Origin of the sequence: Pigmentiphaga sp. NML030171, from assembly GCF_002188635.1 — a bacterium.
Classification (GTDB): domain Bacteria; phylum Pseudomonadota; class Gammaproteobacteria; order Burkholderiales; family Burkholderiaceae_B; genus Pigmentiphaga; species Pigmentiphaga daeguensis.
Genome location: NZ_NINX01000033.1, coordinates 125523 through 142320 on the forward strand (window position 1 = coordinate 125523; position 16798 = coordinate 142320).

Annotated in this window: 12 protein-coding genes; 3 read left to right on the top strand and 9 right to left on the bottom strand. The window is 67.8% G+C overall.

The features are described from left to right. Positions 1 to 96: 96 nt before the first annotated feature. Entirely contained in the window at positions 97 to 1017 is a 921-nt protein-coding gene (locus tag CDO46_RS12830; protein WP_087838860.1) for a LysR substrate-binding domain-containing protein, read from the top strand. 17 nt (positions 1018 to 1034) lie between these two features. Then, positions 1035 to 1352 (top strand): YnfA family protein, encoded by a 318-nt coding sequence (locus tag CDO46_RS12835; protein WP_087838861.1) that lies wholly within the window; start codon positions 1035 to 1037, stop codon positions 1350 to 1352. A gap of 4 nt (positions 1353 to 1356) precedes the next feature. On the opposite strand, the gene metH is transcribed toward CDO46_RS12835, so the two are convergent. The 6 genes from metH to CDO46_RS12865 all read right to left on the bottom strand — a co-directional run bounded on the left by metH (position 1357) and on the right by CDO46_RS12865 (position 12399). Further along, positions 1357 to 5127 carry a methionine synthase gene (metH, locus tag CDO46_RS12840; protein ID WP_087838862.1) on the bottom strand — a complete coding sequence of 1257 codons (3771 nt, stop codon included), beginning with the start codon at positions 5125 to 5127 and terminating at the stop codon, positions 1357 to 1359. A gap of 125 nt (positions 5128 to 5252) precedes the next feature. Continuing rightward, positions 5253 to 7577 (bottom strand): molybdopterin-dependent oxidoreductase, encoded by a 2325-nt coding sequence (locus CDO46_RS12845; protein ID WP_087838863.1) that lies wholly within the window; start codon positions 7575 to 7577, stop codon positions 5253 to 5255. A gap of 8 nt (positions 7578 to 7585) precedes the next feature. Further along, complete coding sequence (locus CDO46_RS12850) at positions 7586 to 8449, bottom strand: sulfurtransferase (protein ID WP_087838864.1); 864 nt, start codon at positions 8447 to 8449, stop codon at positions 7586 to 7588. A gap of 25 nt (positions 8450 to 8474) precedes the next feature. After that, positions 8475 to 9473, bottom strand: a complete 999-nt coding sequence (locus tag CDO46_RS12855) for a tripartite tricarboxylate transporter substrate binding protein (RefSeq protein ID WP_087778255.1) — start codon at positions 9471 to 9473, stop codon at positions 8475 to 8477. A 102-nt stretch (positions 9474 to 9575) separates the two neighbouring features. Next, positions 9576 to 10940: an adenylosuccinate lyase gene (gene purB / locus CDO46_RS12860; RefSeq protein ID WP_087838865.1), complete on the bottom strand. Its 1365-nt coding sequence runs from the start codon at positions 10938 to 10940 to the stop codon at positions 9576 to 9578. Positions 10941 to 10956: 16 nt separating this feature from the next. Then, positions 10957 to 12399 carry an FAD-binding oxidoreductase gene (locus CDO46_RS12865; protein WP_087838866.1) on the bottom strand — a complete coding sequence of 481 codons (1443 nt, stop codon included), beginning with the start codon at positions 12397 to 12399 and terminating at the stop codon, positions 10957 to 10959. Positions 12400 to 12538: 139 nt separating this feature from the next. Between CDO46_RS12865 and CDO46_RS12870 the strand changes: the two genes are divergently transcribed. Continuing rightward, positions 12539 to 13264: an IclR family transcriptional regulator gene (locus tag CDO46_RS12870; RefSeq protein ID WP_087838867.1), complete on the top strand. Its 726-nt coding sequence runs from the start codon at positions 12539 to 12541 to the stop codon at positions 13262 to 13264. 33 nt (positions 13265 to 13297) lie between these two features. Here the strand turns inward: CDO46_RS12870 and CDO46_RS12875 are convergent, their stop codons facing one another. The 3 genes from CDO46_RS12875 to CDO46_RS12885 all read right to left on the bottom strand — a co-directional run bounded on the left by CDO46_RS12875 (position 13298) and on the right by CDO46_RS12885 (position 16686). Further along, complete coding sequence (locus tag CDO46_RS12875) at positions 13298 to 14695, bottom strand: MmgE/PrpD family protein (RefSeq protein ID WP_087838868.1); 1398 nt, start codon at positions 14693 to 14695, stop codon at positions 13298 to 13300. An 80-nt stretch (positions 14696 to 14775) separates the two neighbouring features. Continuing rightward, on the bottom strand, positions 14776 to 16020 hold the full coding sequence (locus CDO46_RS12880) for a YbdK family carboxylate-amine ligase (RefSeq protein WP_087838869.1): 1245 nt from the start codon (positions 16018 to 16020) through the stop codon (positions 14776 to 14778). A 417-nt stretch (positions 16021 to 16437) separates the two neighbouring features. After that, the gene (locus CDO46_RS12885; protein WP_087838870.1) at positions 16438 to 16686 is read right to left on the bottom strand and encodes a DUF3567 domain-containing protein; all 249 of its coding nucleotides are present in this window, start codon (positions 16684 to 16686) and stop codon (positions 16438 to 16440) included. Positions 16687 to 16798: the final 112 nt, after the last annotated feature.

Sequence of the window (16798 nt, forward strand, 5' to 3'; positions counted from 1 at the left end):
CGGGGATGGAAAGAATGTAGGGGCATGCCGCGGTTATTGGCGAATGAGCTTCTTTCCAATAAGATGAATTAAATTCATCTCCAGGCCGCTAATCCAGTGTTCGCCCGACTGCCTCTGAACGCCCTGCGCACCTTCGAAGCCGCCGCGCGGCTGCGCAGCTTCAAGCTGGCCGCGCAGGAACTGCACGTCACGCCCACCGCGGTGTCCCACCAGATCCGGACGCTGGAGCACCACCTGGGGGTGGCCCTGTTTCAGCGCGAGGCGCGCGGCGTGACGCTGACCGCGCCGGGGGCACGGCTACTGGAAACCGTGCACGGCGCGCTCCTGGACATCGGCCAGGCCATGGACGCCCTGCGGCCGCGGCCCGGCACGGGCGTGGTCACCGTCACCACCACGCATTCCTTCGCCGCCCTATGGCTCGTGCCCCGGCTGGGCCGCTTCTACCAGGAACATCCCGGTTGCGAAGTGCGGCTGGACGCCACCGAGCGCGTGGTCGACCTGTTGCAGGACGCCAGCGTGGACGTGGCCATCCGCTACGGCGGGAACGAGCCGCCGGGCCTGCTGGCACCAGCGGCGCTGGCCGAGTCCTTCGGCGTCTATGGCACGCCGGCGGCCGTCCGCGCGGCCGCCAAGGCCAGGCCGACACTGATCTCGGTGCAATGGCGCGACTCCACCCTGTACGAGCAGGGCTGGCGGCAGTGGTGCGCGGCGGCGGGCCTGCGCTGGCTGGACGGACGGCCGTCCATGCGGCATTACGAGGAAGAGCACTACGCCTTGCAGGCCGCGATCGCGGGCCAGGGGCTGGTGCTGGCGAGCTCGGTCATGGTCTCGGATGCCGTCGGCGCCGGGCTGCTGAAGCCGTTCAAACCGCGAATACGCGTGCCGGGCGACCGCTATACCGTGTTGTGCGCTCCCGGCCGCGAACGCCACCCTCCCGCGCGCGCCTTCCTGGCCTGGATCGAAAGGGAGTTCGCCGGCGCGCGCGACGGCCAGCCGGTCGGCCGGCCGACTCGGTGAAGTGCCAAAATACCGGCATGCGCACCTTTCTTCTCTACGTCGCCACCGCCTTGGCGGAGATCGTCGGCTGCTACCTTCCCTACTTATGGCTGCGGGAAGGGCGCTCGGTTTGGCTGCTGGTTCCCGCGGCGGCCAGCCTGGCGTTGTTCGCCTGGCTGCTGACCCTGCACCCCACCGCCGCCGGCCGGGTCTATGCCGCCTACGGCGGCGTCTACATCGGCGCCGCCATCGTGTGGCTGTGGGCCGTGGACGGCATACGGCCCACCTCGTGGGACGTGGCGGGCGCGGCGGTGGCGCTGGCCGGCATGGGGATCATCATTTTCCAGCCGCGCTAGGAGGTCACAAACTGCTCATCAACGCCCGCCGCAGTTCGTCCTCGCTGCGTCCGCTGCGCGACGCGTAATCCGCCAGCTGGTCCTCGCCGATCTTCCCGACGTTGAAATACTGCGACTCGGGATGGCTGAAGTAGAAGCCGGATACGGCCGCGGCGGGGTACATGGCCAGGCTGTCGGTCAGTTCCATGCCGATGTCCTGGCAGGCCATGACCTCGAACATGTCGCGCTTGACCGTGTGCTCGGGGCAGGCCGGGTAGCCGGGCGCGGGACGGATGCCGCGATAGGCCTCCTTGATCAGCGCCTCGTTGTCCAGGGCCTCGTCCGGCGCGTAGCCCCACAGGTCCTTGCGCACGCGCTCGTGCATGGCTTCGGCGAAGGCCTCGGCCAGCCGGTCGGCGATGGCCTTGAGCATGATGCTGGAGTAGTCGTCGAGCTGTTTCTGGAACTCGGCTTCCCACTTCTCGATGCCCAGGCCGCCGGTGACGGCGAACATGCCGATGTAGTCGGCAATCCCGCTGGACTTGGGCGCGATGAAGTCGGCCAGGCATTTGTTGTCCACGCCTTCGCGCTTGGCGGTCTGCTGGCGCAGGTTGCGCCAGGTGAACAGGACCTTCTGGCGCGACTCGTCGGCGTAGATCTCGATGTCGTCGTCGTTGACGCTGTTGGCGGGGTAGAAGGCCACGACGCCGTTGGCGGTCAGCCAGCGGCCTTCGATCACGCGCTTGAGCAGCGCCAGGCCATCGGCATGGACCTTGCGGGCCGAGTCGCCCACGACCGCGTCGTCCAGGATGGCGGGGAAGGCGCCGTGCAGGTCCCAGGTCTGGAAGAAGGGCTGCCAGTCGATATAGCGCGCGATCTCGGCCAGGTCGAAGTTCTTGAACGTGCGACGGCCGATGAACTTGGGCCGCGGCGGCTGGTAGCCGTCCCACGCGATGGGCGGCTTGTTGGCGCGCGCCTCGGCCAGCGGGATCAGCGGCGTGGCCTTGCGGTTGGCGTATTGCTCGCGCACGCGCTCGTATTCGGTCTTGATCTCGGCGATGTACTGCGCGGCCTGGTCCGACACCAGGTTCTGCGCCACGCCCACCGAGCGGCTGGCGTCGGTCACGTAGATGACCGGGCCTTCGTAGTGCGGCGCGATCTTCACGGCCGTGTGCACGCGGCTGGTGGTGGCGCCGCCGATCAAGAGCGGCAGGTTGCGTTCGCGGAAGTAGTCGTCGCGCTGCATCTCGGCGGCGACGTAGGCCATTTCCTCCAGGCTGGGCGTGATCAGGCCCGAGAGGCCGACGATGTCGGCCTTTTCTTCCTTGGCCTTGGCCAGGATTTCCGCGGCCGGCACCATGACGCCCATGTTGACGACTTCGAAGTTGTTGCACTGGAGCACGACGCTGACGATGTTCTTGCCGATGTCGTGCACGTCGCCCTTGACCGTGGCGATGACGATCTTGCCCTTGGAGCGGACGTCGCCGCCGGCGGCCTCGATCTGGCGCTTTTCTTCCTCGATGAAGGGAATGAGGTGGGCCACGGCCTGCTTCATCACGCGCGCGGACTTCACCACCTGCGGCAGGAACATCTTGCCCGAGCCGAACAGGTCGCCCACGACGTTCATGCCGTCCATCAGCGGCCCCTCGATCACCTCGATGGGGCGGCCGCCGCGTGCGTCCACGGCCTGGCGGGCTTCCTCGGTGTCCTCGACGATGTAGGTGTTGATGCCGTGCACCAGCGAGTGCGTCAGCCGCTCGCCGTAGGGCAGGCTGCGCCAGGCCAGGTCTTCTTCCTTTTTGGCGCCCGAACCCTTGATCGTGTCGGCGAACTGCACCAGCCGCTCGGTGGACGTGCGTTCGTCGCCCGGGTCCTTGCGGCCGAGCGGTTCGGCGCGGTCCAGCACCACGTCTTCCACCAGGTCGCGCAGCACCGGGTCCAGGTCGGCGTACACGCCCAGCTGGCCGGCGTTCACGATGCCCATCGTCAGCCCTTCGCGGATGGCGTGGTACAGGAAGACCGTGTGGATGGCCTCCCGCATCGGCTCGTTGCCGCGGAACGAGAAGCTGACGTTGGAGATGCCGCCCGACACCTTGGCGTGCGGCAGGTTCTGCCGGATCCAGCGCGTGCCCTCGATGAAGTCCACGGCGTAGTGGTTGTGCTCCTCGATGCCGGTGGCGATGGCGAACACGTTCGGGTCGAAGATGATGTCCTCGGGCGGGAAGCCCACTTCTTCCACCAGCAGCTTGTAGGCGCGTCCGCAGATGTCGATGCGGCGCTGGAGCGTATCGGCCTGGCCCTGCTCGTCGAAGGCCATGACCACCACCGCCGCGCCGTAGCGCCGGCACAGCCGGGCCTGGTGAAGGAAGGGCTCGATGCCTTCCTTCATCGAGATCGAATTGACGACGGACTTGCCCTGCACGCACTTCAGGCCGGCCTCGATCACGCTCCACTTGGAGCTGTCGATCATGACCGGCACGCGCGAGATGTCGGGTTCGGAGGCGATCAGGTTCAGAAAGCGCGTCATGCTGGCCTGCGAATCCAGCATGGCCTCGTCCATGTTGATGTCGATGATCTGCGCGCCGTTCTCGACCTGCTGGCGGGCCACGGCCAGCGCCTCGTCGAATTTCTCCTCGCGGATCAGGCGGGCGAACATCTTGCTGCCGGTGACGTTCGTGCGCTCGCCCACGTTGACGAACAGAGTCTCTTCGTCGATGTTCAGCGCCTCCAGGCCGGACAGGCGCATCTTCGCCTCGATCACCGGGGGCTGGCGCAGCGGCAGCCCCGCCACCTTGTCGGCGATGGCGCGTATGTGGTCAGGCGTGGTGCCGCAGCAGCCGCCCACGACGTTGACGAAGCCGGCGCGGGCGAACTCTTCCAGCAGGCGCGAGGTGTCTTCCGGCGTTTCGTCGAAGCCCGTGTCGCTGAGCGGATTGGGCAGGCCGGCGTTCGGATAGACACAGACGAAGGTGTCGCTGATCTTCGACAGCTCGGCGATGTAGGGCCGCATCAGCGCCGCGCCCAGCGCGCAGTTCAGGCCGATGGTGATGGGGCGGGCGTGGCGTACCGAGTTCCAGAAGGCTTCGACCGTCTGCCCCGACAGGATGCGCCCGGAGGCGTCGGTGACCGTGCCCGAGACCATGACGGGCAGGCGCTCGCCGCGCGCCTCGAACACTTCCTCGACGGCGAAGATGGCCGCCTTGGCGTTCAGCGTGTCAAAGATGGTCTCGATCAGGACGAGGTCGATGCCGCCGTCGAGCAGTCCGTTCAACTGCTCGGTATAGGCCGCGCGCAGCTCGTCGAAGGTGACGTTGCGCGCCGCCGGATCGTTCACGTCGGGCGAGATGGACGCGGTCTTGGGCTGGGGCCCCAGCGCGCCCGCCACGAAACGGGGCCGCTCCGGCGTGCCGAACTCGTCGCAGGCCTGGCGCGCCAGCCTGGCCGAGGCCAGGTTCAGCTCGTAGGCCAGTTCGGGCAGCTCGTAGTCGCCCTGGGCGATGGAGGTAGCGCCGAAGGTATTGGTCTCGATGATGTCCGCGCCCGCGGCCAGATAGCCGCGGTGGATTTCCAGGATGACCTCGGGCCGGGTCAGGCTGAGCAGCTCGTTGTTGCCCTTCACGTCCTTGCCGTGGCCGGCGAAGCGCTCGCCCCGGAACGCCGCCTCGTCCAGCTTGTAGCGCTGGATCATGGTGCCCATCGCGCCGTCCAGGATCAGGATGCGCTCGGTCAGGAGGCGCGCGAACTCGGCGCCGCGCGTGTAGGACGAAGGGGGATAGGGAAGGGCGGGGAAAGACATGGACGACACGGGGCCTCGCAGGATCCCTGGCACAGGCCCCTGGGAGGCACGGCCAGCCAGGGGGTGGACTGGCTAACCCGCTATTTTACCAAGGGCAACGAAGGTGCCCCATACTGGCGTCGAATTCAGCGGGCACCGGGAACTGGCGGCTCGAAAGCGCGGATGGCCGGAAGCGGGCCATCGTAGCGTTCGGCCTGGACCGCGGTGAGCTGTCCCGTGCAACCCTGGGCCAGCGAGGACGTGCCCGCGTCGCGCGTCAGCACGTTGGGATTGCCGTGTACGCACAGGGGCGGGCCGTCGTCCTGCCTGTCCGCGGGGTCATACCAGGCCCCGGTAGGCAATTGCACCACGCCAGGCCGAATGTCGGTGCTCAAGGCAGCGCTTGCCAGGCAGGCCCCGCGGCCGTTGGACAGGCGCACGATGTCGCCCTCGCGAATGCCGCGCGCCGCTGCGTCGTCCGGATGCATGGTGCATACCTCCCGGCCATCTCGCTTGGCTCCCGCGCTGTGGCGGCCGAAGTCCAGCTGGCTGTGCAGCTTGGTCGCCGGCTGGTTGGCGACGAGATACAGCGGATGAGCGTCGGTAGGCGCGTCCTGCGGCGCCAGCCAGGCGGGGTGCCCGGGGCAATCGGCATAGCCGAAGCCTGACACCACGGGTGAACTCACTTGCACCTTGCCGCTGGGAGTGGGCAGCGGCGCGCCTGCGGGATCATTGCGGAACGCGCGCAGGATGCCGCCATCGTCTTCGCGCTGTGGCAGTACCAGGCTTCCCTGCCGCCAGAATGTCTCGAAGTCCGGGGCCTCGCCGCCGAGTTCGCGCAGGGCGGCACGGGTCCGCTCGTACAGATGTTCCAGCCACTGGCGGCTGGTGCGTCCCTCGGTGAACGCCTCGTGCGTGCCCAGCCGCCCGGCCAGCGCGGCGAAGATGTCGTAGTCGTCGCGCGCCTGCCCGTTGGGGGGCGCAATGCGATGCATGGCGACGACCAGCGGATCGGTAGGCGTGGCGCCGATGTCTTCGCGCTCCAGGGTCATGGTGCTGGGCAGAACGATGTCGGCATGGCGAGCCGTGGCGGTCCAGGCGATCTCATGCACGACGAAGGTATCGAGCTGGCGGAAAGCCATCGCCAGCCGGGCCAGGTCCTGGTGATGGTGGAAGGGGTTGCCGCCCGCCCAGTACGCCAGGCGGATGCGGGGGTAAGTGCGGGTCTGGCCGTTGTAGGCATAGGACTGCCCCGGATGCAGCAGCATGTCCGCGACGCGCGCCACGGGGATGAAATCCTTCACGCCATTGGTGCCCTGGGGCAGCGCGGCCACCGGCACGGCGTTGCTGCGCTTGCCGTAGTGCGCCAGCGTCCCCAGTGCATAGGCATAGCCTCCGCCAGGCAGGCCGAGCTGGCCGAGCACCGCGGCCAGCACCGCGCCGGCCCATACCGGCTGTTCCCCATGCTCGGCGCGCTGGAGCGAATGCGACACCGTCACCAATACCCGCTTGCCGGGCAGGCTGCGTGCCAGCTCGGCGATTTCGGCGGCCGCGAGGTCGCATTTCGGCGCGGCCCACGCTGCGGACTTGGGCTGCCCGTCGCTCCGCCCCATCAGGTAGTCCTCGAAGCGGTCCCAGCCGTCGCAATACCGGTCGAGGAAGGCGCGGTCGTGCATGCCCTCGGCCACCAGCGTATGCATCAGGCCGAGCATGAGCGCCGTATCGGCGCCCGGCCGGATCGCCAGCCAGCTGGCATCCGCCTCTGCCGGCATATCGCTGCGCAGGGGACTGATGCAGAAGAACCGGCAACCGCGGCGCGCCGCATCGTGCATGGCGCCGCGCTCGACGTGGCGGCTGATGCCGCCGCTGGCCACGCGCGAGTTCTTCAGCGCCATGCCGCCGAAAGCCAGCACCACGTCGGTATGGGCGACGATCTGTTCCCAGGTGACGTTGCGCCGGGCGACTTCGTCCATGCTGCCCAGGATGTGGGGCAGGATGACGCCCGAGGCGCCCGCGCTGTAGCTGTTGACCGAGCGGACGTAGCCGCCCAGCGAGGTATTCAGGAAACGGTGGACCTGGCTCTGGGCATGGTGGAAACGCCCGGCGCTGGACCAGCCGTACGAGCCGCCGAATATTGCCTCGGGACCATGGCTTTGCTTGACGCGGGAAAGCTCCGCGGCCAGGCGGTCGAGCACCTCGTCCCAGGACATGGCCACGAATTCGTCGCGGCCGCGCCTGGCGTCGGGCCCCGGTCCGTTCTCCAGCCAGCCCCGGCGCACCATGGGCTGCGTGACGCGCGCGGGATGGTCCAATGCCCCGGGGAAATTCTCGATGATGGGATTCGGATCGGGATCGTCCGGATGCGGCTGCACGATCAGCCCGCTCCGGTCGAGCCGCGCCTGGAAGACGCCCCAGTGCGCGCTGTGCGGCAGCATGCCCGGTGACGGAAACGCGGTGTCGATGTCGGCCATGGCGCGCCTCAGTCCTGCGGGCCGGTGGCCACGGGGGCGTCGGGCTGCGCCGACCATTCGCTCCATGAACCGGGATACAGCGCCGCGCCGGGGAGGCCCGCCACCGCCTGGGCCAGCAGGTTGTGGCAGGCCGTGACGCCGGAGCCGCATTGGTTGACCCACTGCCGCACCGGCACGCCGCCCGCCAGCGCTTCGAAGTCGCGGCGAAGTTCCTCCGCGGAACGGAACAGGCCGGCGTCGGTGAGGTTGTCGCGGAAGAAGCGATTGCGCGCGCCGGGGATGTGGCCGCCTATCGGATCCAGGGTCTCGTTCTCGCCCCGGAAGCGGTCGGCGGCACGGGCATCCATGATCAGGTATTCACCGCTTCCCAGGCTGGCCCGCAAGGTATCGAGGGAGACGGTGCGGGTCAGCGCATCGCGCAGCGAGAACGTGCCGCTGGCCGCGCGCGCCGGTTCATCGGTCTCGACGGGAAGGCCGGCGGCGCGCCAGGCGGCCATGCCGCCATCGAGCACGGCCGCCGCGCGATGGCCCGCCCAGCGCAGCAGCCACCACAAGCGAGCCGCGAACATGCCGCCGGCGTTGTCATACGCCACGACCTGGGTGTCGTCGTGGGCGCCGAGCGCGCGCATGGCCCGGGCGAAAGAGTCCCGCTCGGGCAGCGGATGGCGGCCATTGGTGCCGGTCTTGGCGCCGCTCAGCACCTCTTCCAGGTCGGCATGGCGGGCGCCGGGAATGTGGCCGCCCTCGTAGAGGCGCCGGCCGGCCCGACGGTCGGCAAGGTCGAAACTGCAATCGACCACCAGCACCTTGGAGCGATCCGCGGACAGTGCCTGCGCCAGTTCGTCGACACCTACCAGGGTTTCGTACTGCATGCTTGCTTCCTTAGTCGGACGGGGATCACAACCCCATCATCTTCATCAGCTCGGGCGTGACCGCTTCGCGGTATTGCTCGATGTCACGGAGCACGTACTCGCGGAACTTGTCCATGGGCACGTCCTTTTCGACTGCCGCATCCTTCCGGATGGCCTCCCGCACGGCGGGATCCTTCAAGGCCATGCCGAGATGATGCGACAGCTTTTCCACCACGGCCTTGGGCGTGCCGGCAGGCGCCGCCAGTCCGTACCATTGCGTCATCGTCATGTTCACGCCCAGCTCCTTGAAGGTGGGCACGTCGGGCAGCGCCGGGCTGCGTTCTTCGCCGGTCAGGGCCAGCACGCGCAGTTGCCCCTGCCTCACCTGGCCGATCAGGGGCGAAGCCGTCGCGAAGAACAGGTCCACCTGCCCGCCGATGAGATCGGCGATGGCGGGCCCCGAGCCCTTGTACGGCACGTGCAGCAGATTGAGCCCGGCCAGCGACTTGATGCGTTCCATGCCGATGTGGGCCGCGCCGCCGGTACCGGTGGACGCGAAGGTCAGCTCCTTCTGCCTGGCGGTCTTCAGCACCTCGGCCGCGCTCTTGTATGACGAGTTGTGGGACACGAACATGCCATGCGGCGCTTCCAGGATGAGGCCGATCATGGCGAAGTCGTCCGGGACCTTGTAACGCAGTTGTTGCGGCTTGAAGGCCGGCGACGCCGCGAAGTTGCCGCTCATGGCCAGGATCAGGGTGTATCCGTCGGGATTGGCGCGCGCCACCTGCTCGGCGGCAATGTTGCCGCCGGCGCCGGGACGGTTTTCCACCACCACGGTCTGGCCCAGCGTCTTGCTCAGGGCCGAAGCGATCAACCGGCCATACAGGTCGCCCCCGCCGCCAGGGGGAAATCCGACCAGCAGCGTGATCGGCCGTTCGGGATAGGCGGCCTGCGCCGCCTGCGGCATGGCAAGCGCGGCGCAGGCGCATGCGAAGGCGCCCGCCGCCAAGGCGGCGCGGCGCGAAACAGTCTTGGTGAACGCCATCGATGATCTCCTTTGGTTCTTTTGTATGTAATAGCGCGGGCGGCTCTTCCTCCTCCGGCCGGTCCGCGCCGTCTCGCGCGTGCCGCCCCTATCCGGCCGCCATCAGGACAGCCGGCCGATCGCCCGATCGGACTGCTCCACCACGCGATCCACGGAGGCGGCGCATTGGCCCAGGTAGCCGGCGGGGTCGGTCAATCTGGCGATCTCCTCGTCGCCGAGGAGCCCCGCCAGGCCCGCGTGCTGGCGCAGCGCCTGCGCGAAGTCGAGCTTGTGCGTGATGCCGTGCATGGACGCTTCATAGATCCATTCGTGCGCCGTCGCCTTGCCTACCCGTTCGCTCAGCGCCAGCATCACGCGTTCGGACAGCAGATAGCCGCGCATCATGTCGAGGTTGCGCGCCATGCCATCGGCGTCCACGCGCAGCCCGGCCAGAAGGTTCTTGCCTTGCAACAGCATCGCGCCCGCGATCAGGAAACACTCGGGAAGCGCCTTCCACTCGACCTTCCAGGCGATACCGTCGCGTTCGCCCTCGCTGACCATCCCCTCGATCATGAGCGCGGCGTTGTAGCGCAGCGGCCGCGCCAACCCCGCCAGGTTCTCGGCCGAGGTGGGGTTGCGCTTGTGGGGCATGGTCGAGGACCCGAGCTTGCCGTCGGAGAATGCCTCTTCCACTTCGGCAAATTCGTTGCGCTGCATGTTGAACAACTCGTTGCCGACTTTCGACAGCGTGGCGCCGATCATGGCGAGCAGGCAGGCGTATTCGGCGAAGCGATCGCGTGCCGGGGCCCAGCTGATCGCGGGCGCGCCCAGCCCGAGCTGGTCCAGCACACGGCGCTCCAGTTCGGGCGCCTGCTCCCCGAGCGACGCCTGACTGCCCACCGCGCCGGCCAGCATGCCGACCATCACGCGCGGCTCGCACGCCTTGAGGCGCTCGAAATGGCGCGTCATCTCGTCCAGCCAGATCGCGCATTTGTGGCCGAAGGTGATGGGCAACGCCTGCACTCCATGGGTGCGCGCGACCATGATGGTGTCCCTGTGCTCGACAGCCAGGCGTTTCAACTCGCCGATCACGGCCAGCACGTCGCGCAGGATCACGGCGTGAGCCTGCTTGACCTGCAGCGCCATGCCGGTGTCCAGCACGTCCTGCGTGGTGGCGCCATAGTGCAGCCATTCCCCGTGCTCCTTGCAGCGCGCCTGGACCTGCTTGAGCGCCGGGACCAGCGAATGCTTGATGCGGCGGATCTCCGCGGACATGGCCGGCAGGTCCAGGCCCGACACATGGGCATGGCGGGCAATCTCCTCGGCGGCCGCGGCGGGAATAATGCCCAGTTCGGCCTGCGACCGGGCCAGGGCAACCTCGAAATCCAGCCATTTCTGCACGCGATTCTCTTCCGAGAAGATCTCGCGCATTTCATCGGTGCTCCACAGGTGCTGGAGCGATTGAATATCGAATACGGATGACGGCATTGCTGTTGTCCTGGCGTCAGTTGGAAGAGGTGGAGCGCGGCAGGAGGCGCCCTGGATTGAAGAGGGAAGCCGGATCCAGCGCATGCTTGATACGCTGCATCAGCGACACGGCCAAGGCCGGTTTGTATTGCAGGAAGGCGGCCTGCTTGAGCCGCCCTATGCCGTGCTCGGCGGAGATCGAACCCTGCAGCTTTGCGACGATGGCATGCACACGGGCGTGCACTTCTTCCTCGACGGCGCGGAAAGCCTCGTCGCTCATGCCGGCCGGCCGGCTCTGGTTGTAGTGCAGGTTGCCGTCCCCCACGTGCCCGAAGCACACGAGGCGTATGCCCGGCACCGCCGCGGCGAGCGCCGCGTCGGCCCGGGCGATGAAGTCGGGAATGCGGGAGACGGATACCGAGATGTCGTGCTTGATCGAGTACCCCTGCAGGCGCTGCGCTTCCGGCACGTGGTCCCGCAGCGCCCACAGCTCCTCTGCCTGCCGGCCGGATGCCGCCAGGACGGCGTCGGTCACGAGACCGCCTTCCATCGCCGCCTCCAGGGCCGCCTCGACCGCGGAAGTCGGATCCATGGCGCTGGACGTCTCCGAGATTTCCATCAGGACCGCCCATGGATACCCGCCCGCCAACGGATCCCGCATCCCATCCAGCGGGTGGGCCAGCACCTGGTCCAACGCCTCGCGGTTGATCAATTCAAACGCGGTCACGCGTTCCCCGACCGCGCCGGTCAGGCTCGCCAGCAGGCCGACGGCCGCCTGGGGATCCGGCACGCTGGCCCATGCGGTGACCACCTTGCGCGGCGGGGAAAAGAGCTTGAACGTGGCCGCCGTGACGATACCCAGCGTGCCCTCTGCGCCGATGAACAACTGCTTGAGGTCGTAGCCGGTATTGTCCTTGCGCAGGGGCGTCAGCAGGTCCAGCACGGAACCGTCCGCCAGCACGACTTCCAGGCCAAGGGTGAGATCGCGCGTATTGCCGTAGCGCACGACCTGCTCCCCACCCGCGTTGGTCGACACCACGCCGCCGATAGTGGCCGTTCCCTGCGAGGCCAGCGCCAGCGGGAACAGCCTTCCCTGGGCGGCGGCGGCTTCCTGGGCGGCCCGTACCGTGCAACCGGCCTCCAGCGTCATGCTGTTGTCCAGCGGGTCGACCCGGCGCACCCGGTTCATGCGGTCGAGGCTGAGCACGACCTCGGTTCCCGAGTCGTCGGGCGTCGATCCCCCCACCAAGCCGGTGTTTCCGCCCTGGGGCACCACTGCCGCGCCGTGCGCGGCGCAGGCGGCCACTACCCGTGCGACTTCCCGGGTATCGGCCGGCCGCACGACGGCGCGCGCGGCGCCAGGGTACCGGCCCCGCCAGTCGCCGCAATAGCGGGCGACGTCCCCGGCGGCGGTCAGCACATAGGGCTCGCCTACAATGGCCGCGAGCGCGGCGGCCAAGGAATCGGAATGCAGGGACATGAAAGCTGCCAAAGGATCAAGGTCCGAAACCACGAAGACGGGACGTCCGGATGGACGGAGAGGAATGAGTCGAGCCGTCTTTCGTTTTATTGAATAAAATAAATTTTATTGAGCAAAACTCTAAGAGGCTTCGAAGCACGTGTCAAGCCAGTCTTCCCCTACTCCCCCCGCCGGCGTCCTGGAACGCGGCATCACCATCCTGGAAAGCTTCGACGCCGACCGGCTGCGGCTGTCGCTGCGCGAGCTGGCCGAACACACGGGACTGGACAAGGCCACGCTGCTCCGGCTGGCGGGCGTCCTGACCAAATCCCGCCTGCTGCACCGGTTCGACAACGGCGACTACGCGCTCGGCCCGGCCCTGCTGCACATGGGCATGCTCTATCGCAGCACCTTCGACCTGGGGGCGCGCATCCAGCCCGTGCTGCGCAACGTCATGCAGGAAACCGGCGAGACAGTCGCCCTCTACGTGCGCGTCGGCGACGACCGTATCTGCCTGTACCGCGAAAATTCATCGCGGGAGGTGCGCCACCATGTCGAAGTCGGCACCCGGCTGCCCCTGGACCAGGGGGGGTCGTCCTCGCATGTCCTGCGCGCCTATACCGGCGGGACGACGCCGCTGGCGGAGGAAATCCGCGCCCGGGGCTATGCCATGACCCGGGCCGAACGCGTCCCCGAGATGACCTCGGTGGCGCTGCCCGTTTTCGACGCGGACAGCAGCTTTATCGGCGCCGTCGTCGTCCTGGGCCTGGCCTCGCGGTTCAACCCCAAGGCGCAGGCTGCGGCGGTGGAGGCGGTCAGGCGCGAGCTGGCCCTGCAGGAATTCGCCTGTCGCCCTCCGGAAGGGTGGCAGCCTCCCGGCGACTGACGCCGCGCTGGAGCCGGCATCGCGCCGCAGGCGCTAGGCGGCCACTCCTGCGCGCAATTCCGCGGTGCCGAACAAACACGGTGGCGGCAGCGCCGGCTCGCCATCGCACGCGGGATCGACAAACGCTTCGCACCAGGCGGCGATCGAGCTGGCCGCCTCGTCGCTCATCGCGGGCGCGAACGCCCGCATGCGGGCCAACATCTGGTTCCAGTCGAACGGATCCTCGGGATCGCCGCGGCGCAGGTCGCGCCGGGCGTATAACCGATTACCGTCGGCCATGACCAGCGTCACCGTACTGGGACGTCGATGGGGGAATTCGCGCTGGAAGGCTTCGTCCGTCCTGATGCGGATGCGGTCGGCCAGGTCGCGCAACGCCGGATCGTCCAACCGGGGAGCCTCCATGTCCTCGATGGTCAGCCGGCCCCTGAGCAGCAATACCGCGAGCACATAGCGCAGGCTGAAGCAGGTCTCGGCCGGCCGGGCGGGCCAATCGACCCCGGCAATCTTCAGTGCGTGGGGAAAGATTGCGACCTCGATTTCGCGGATCGCGCCGATGTCGGGACGATGCGCCGCCAGCAGTTCCTGCGCCGCATCCAAGGGCGTGAACAATTGCGCGCAGCATGGCCACGCCTTGATGGTAGCGGTGTGCAGGCGCAACGGGCCGTCGAGCCCCGCATCCAGCGCATCCAGCGGCCCGTCGCCGGCCAAATTGGCGTACAGCGCCCGTTTGCCCGTGACGAAAGACCGGGCCCCCGGCAAGCCCGCACGCGCCGCCAGGGCGGCCGTCATGCCGTTGCGCACGGCAAATGCCGGATGCAGGGATTTGGACTCCTGGGCATCGTCTTCCATCAGTTGCCAGAGTCCCTGGGCCTGTGTCGCTCCCAGGCCCAGGGCGTGGTGCAGCACGGCCTCCGGCAAGCCCAGCGCCATGGACGAGGCCGCGGCGGCGCCGAGCGTGCCGGCCGTGGCCGTGGCGTGAAAGTTCGCGGCGTGGCGCGTGCCCAAGGCTTCCCCGACACGCAGGGCCACCTCGTAACCGGCAAGGATGGCGTCGGCCATGCGGCGGCGCGTGAGCTGGCCGCCCGAAGCAAACGCCATCACCGGCGACACGGCTACCACCCCAGGATGCAGCATGGCAGCCCGGTGGGCATCATCGATCTCGCGGATATGGGCGATGGCGGCATTGGCAAAGGCGGCTGCCGGAAGCGGCAGCATGGCGCCTCCGAAGACGGGGGTTTCGCCCGTACCGGGGTAGCAATCCGCCGCCAGTGTCCTGAAGCATCCGGCCAGCGGCATCGGCGCCGCCGACCAGCCCGCGGTGAACCAGTCGAGCAATGCCTGGGCCAGCCGCTCGCGGGTGGGCACGTCCAGCGGGGCTTCGCGTAGGCTGGACACGCGGCGGGCCAGCCGGGACTCGGGCAAGGCGGGCATGTTTCGTCATTTTATTGAATGAAATAGATTTCATTCTAGACGAGAAACGGCCCGGCATCCATTCCAGGATGCGCCCCGCCTTAGTGCAGCCGGCCGCCCAGCCGCTTGAACGCGAACGGTTTCATGCCGTCCAGGTTCAGGATGGGCTCGGAACTGGCCCGCACCCGCCGGCGCGCCGGCAGTTCGGGCAAGCGCTGCTCGACGTCGGCCGGGGCTTCGCCGCGCCAGGCGCCCACCGCCGCCTCGACCACCTCGGCGATTTCCTGGCCGCGGTTGTATTGGGCACGCAGCCACTTGCAGTCGCCGCCGTGGGTGAAGATTTCCTCGCGCAGGGCTTCCAGCAGGTCCGCCGTGCCCAGGCGGCGCGCCACCGGCATCAGCCGGTCGAAGGTCATGCGCAGGTGCTCGCTCAGGCGGATGCGGCCGTGGACGGGATCGACGTAGTTGCCGTGCAGCCCGAAGCGGGTGGCCTGGAAGCGGTTGGTCCGGTAGGCCATCCAGGCCTCGGCGCCGGGCGCGGGTTCGTCGGCCAGGACGATGCCCAGCGCCTGCGCGAAGGCCGCCAGTTGGCAGGCCTTCTCGACGGTAAGCGGGGTGTCGCAGACGCGGATCTCGACGGTGCCGAACTCGGGCTTGGGCCGCACGTCCCAGTACAGGTCCTTGATGCTCTCGATCAGGCCCGAGGTCTGCAACTGGGCGAAATAGGCCTCGAAGCCGTGCCAGTCCACCACCTCGGGGGGCAGGTGCCCGCACATGGGGAACGCGTTCAGCGCGTTCAGGCGGCTGCACGCGAACTGCGTGTCGACGCCCTCGAAGTAGGGCGACGAGGCCGACATCGCGATGAAGTGCGGCACGTAGGGCGACAGCTTCTGGGTCATGGCGATCGCGGCATCGCCGCTGGGCACGCCCAGGTGGATGTGCTGGCCGAACACGGTGAACTGGCGGGCCAGGTAGCCGTACATCTCGGACAGGTACTGGAAGCGGGGCGAATCGTAGATGGTCCGGTCATGCCAGCGCATGAACGGATGCGTGCCGCCGCCGGCCACGCGCACGCCGACGGCGTCCGCGGCCTCGACCAGCAGGTCGCGCATCTCGCGCATTTCTTCCAGCAGGCGGGCGGGATCGGTGTGCACCGACGAGTTCAGTTCGATCATGGACCGGGTGATCTCGGGTTTGACCCGGTCCGCATAGGGGTGGTTGGCGATCTGGGCAAGCAGCTCTTCGGCCGCTCCCCGCAGGTCGAAGGTCTGCGGATCGACGATCTGCAGTTCTAGCTCGATGCCCAGGGTGTTGGGCGCGGATGCCGTGAATGCGATGGACTGCATCGGGGTCTCCTTTGGAAAGGTGGCCGGGGTGAGTCATCTACCCGGGGGGCGACGCCGGACGCGCGGAGCGTCGGGGCAGCATCACGTGAAAGAATCGTTGGGCGAGTTTAGCCGCTGGTTGATGACAGATTCCGTAAAATTGACCGATCTTAAGTGTTTCCCCTAGGCTGACACCCGAAAAACCGGGGCCCAGGAGTAAGCATCCACTGACAAATCAGCAAAAACGCGGGAGTGCGGGAGAAACCCGCCGGAGACGCCCAGCCGGCCAAGGGATGGGCGCAAGAGCGAGGCAGGCGGATTGGAAGGTATTCGTGCGTATGCCGCGCCTGCCGGCGCGATGACAGGGGCCATTATAGCCCCATGGAGGAAGAGTATGTGCTTACCGTCCGGCCGGCGCGGAGCGCCGGCCCGGCGGAATCAGTGCAGGGTTACGGGATGGTGCATGTAGACGTCGAACTGGCTCAGGAATTCGTCCACGTCTTCCATCGAAGGTTCGGTGGCGATCAATTCCCGCACCTGGGAGCGGAATTGCTCGGCCGATTCGCCCGCGATGTAGATCTCGCGGCGCGCCTGCTTGTCGACGATTTCGAATCCCCCCGCGGAGGCGCCATCGAGCTGGGCGAACTCCACTACGACATAGTTGGGACTGTTATAGATCATTTCCATGGTCTGGCTCCTGGAGACAGGGGTCTGACCGACCACCTGTTCATTAAGTTGGTGCCTGCGTTTGGAAATCAAGAGGGCCAACCGGATTGATACCGCCTATCGGCCACACCAT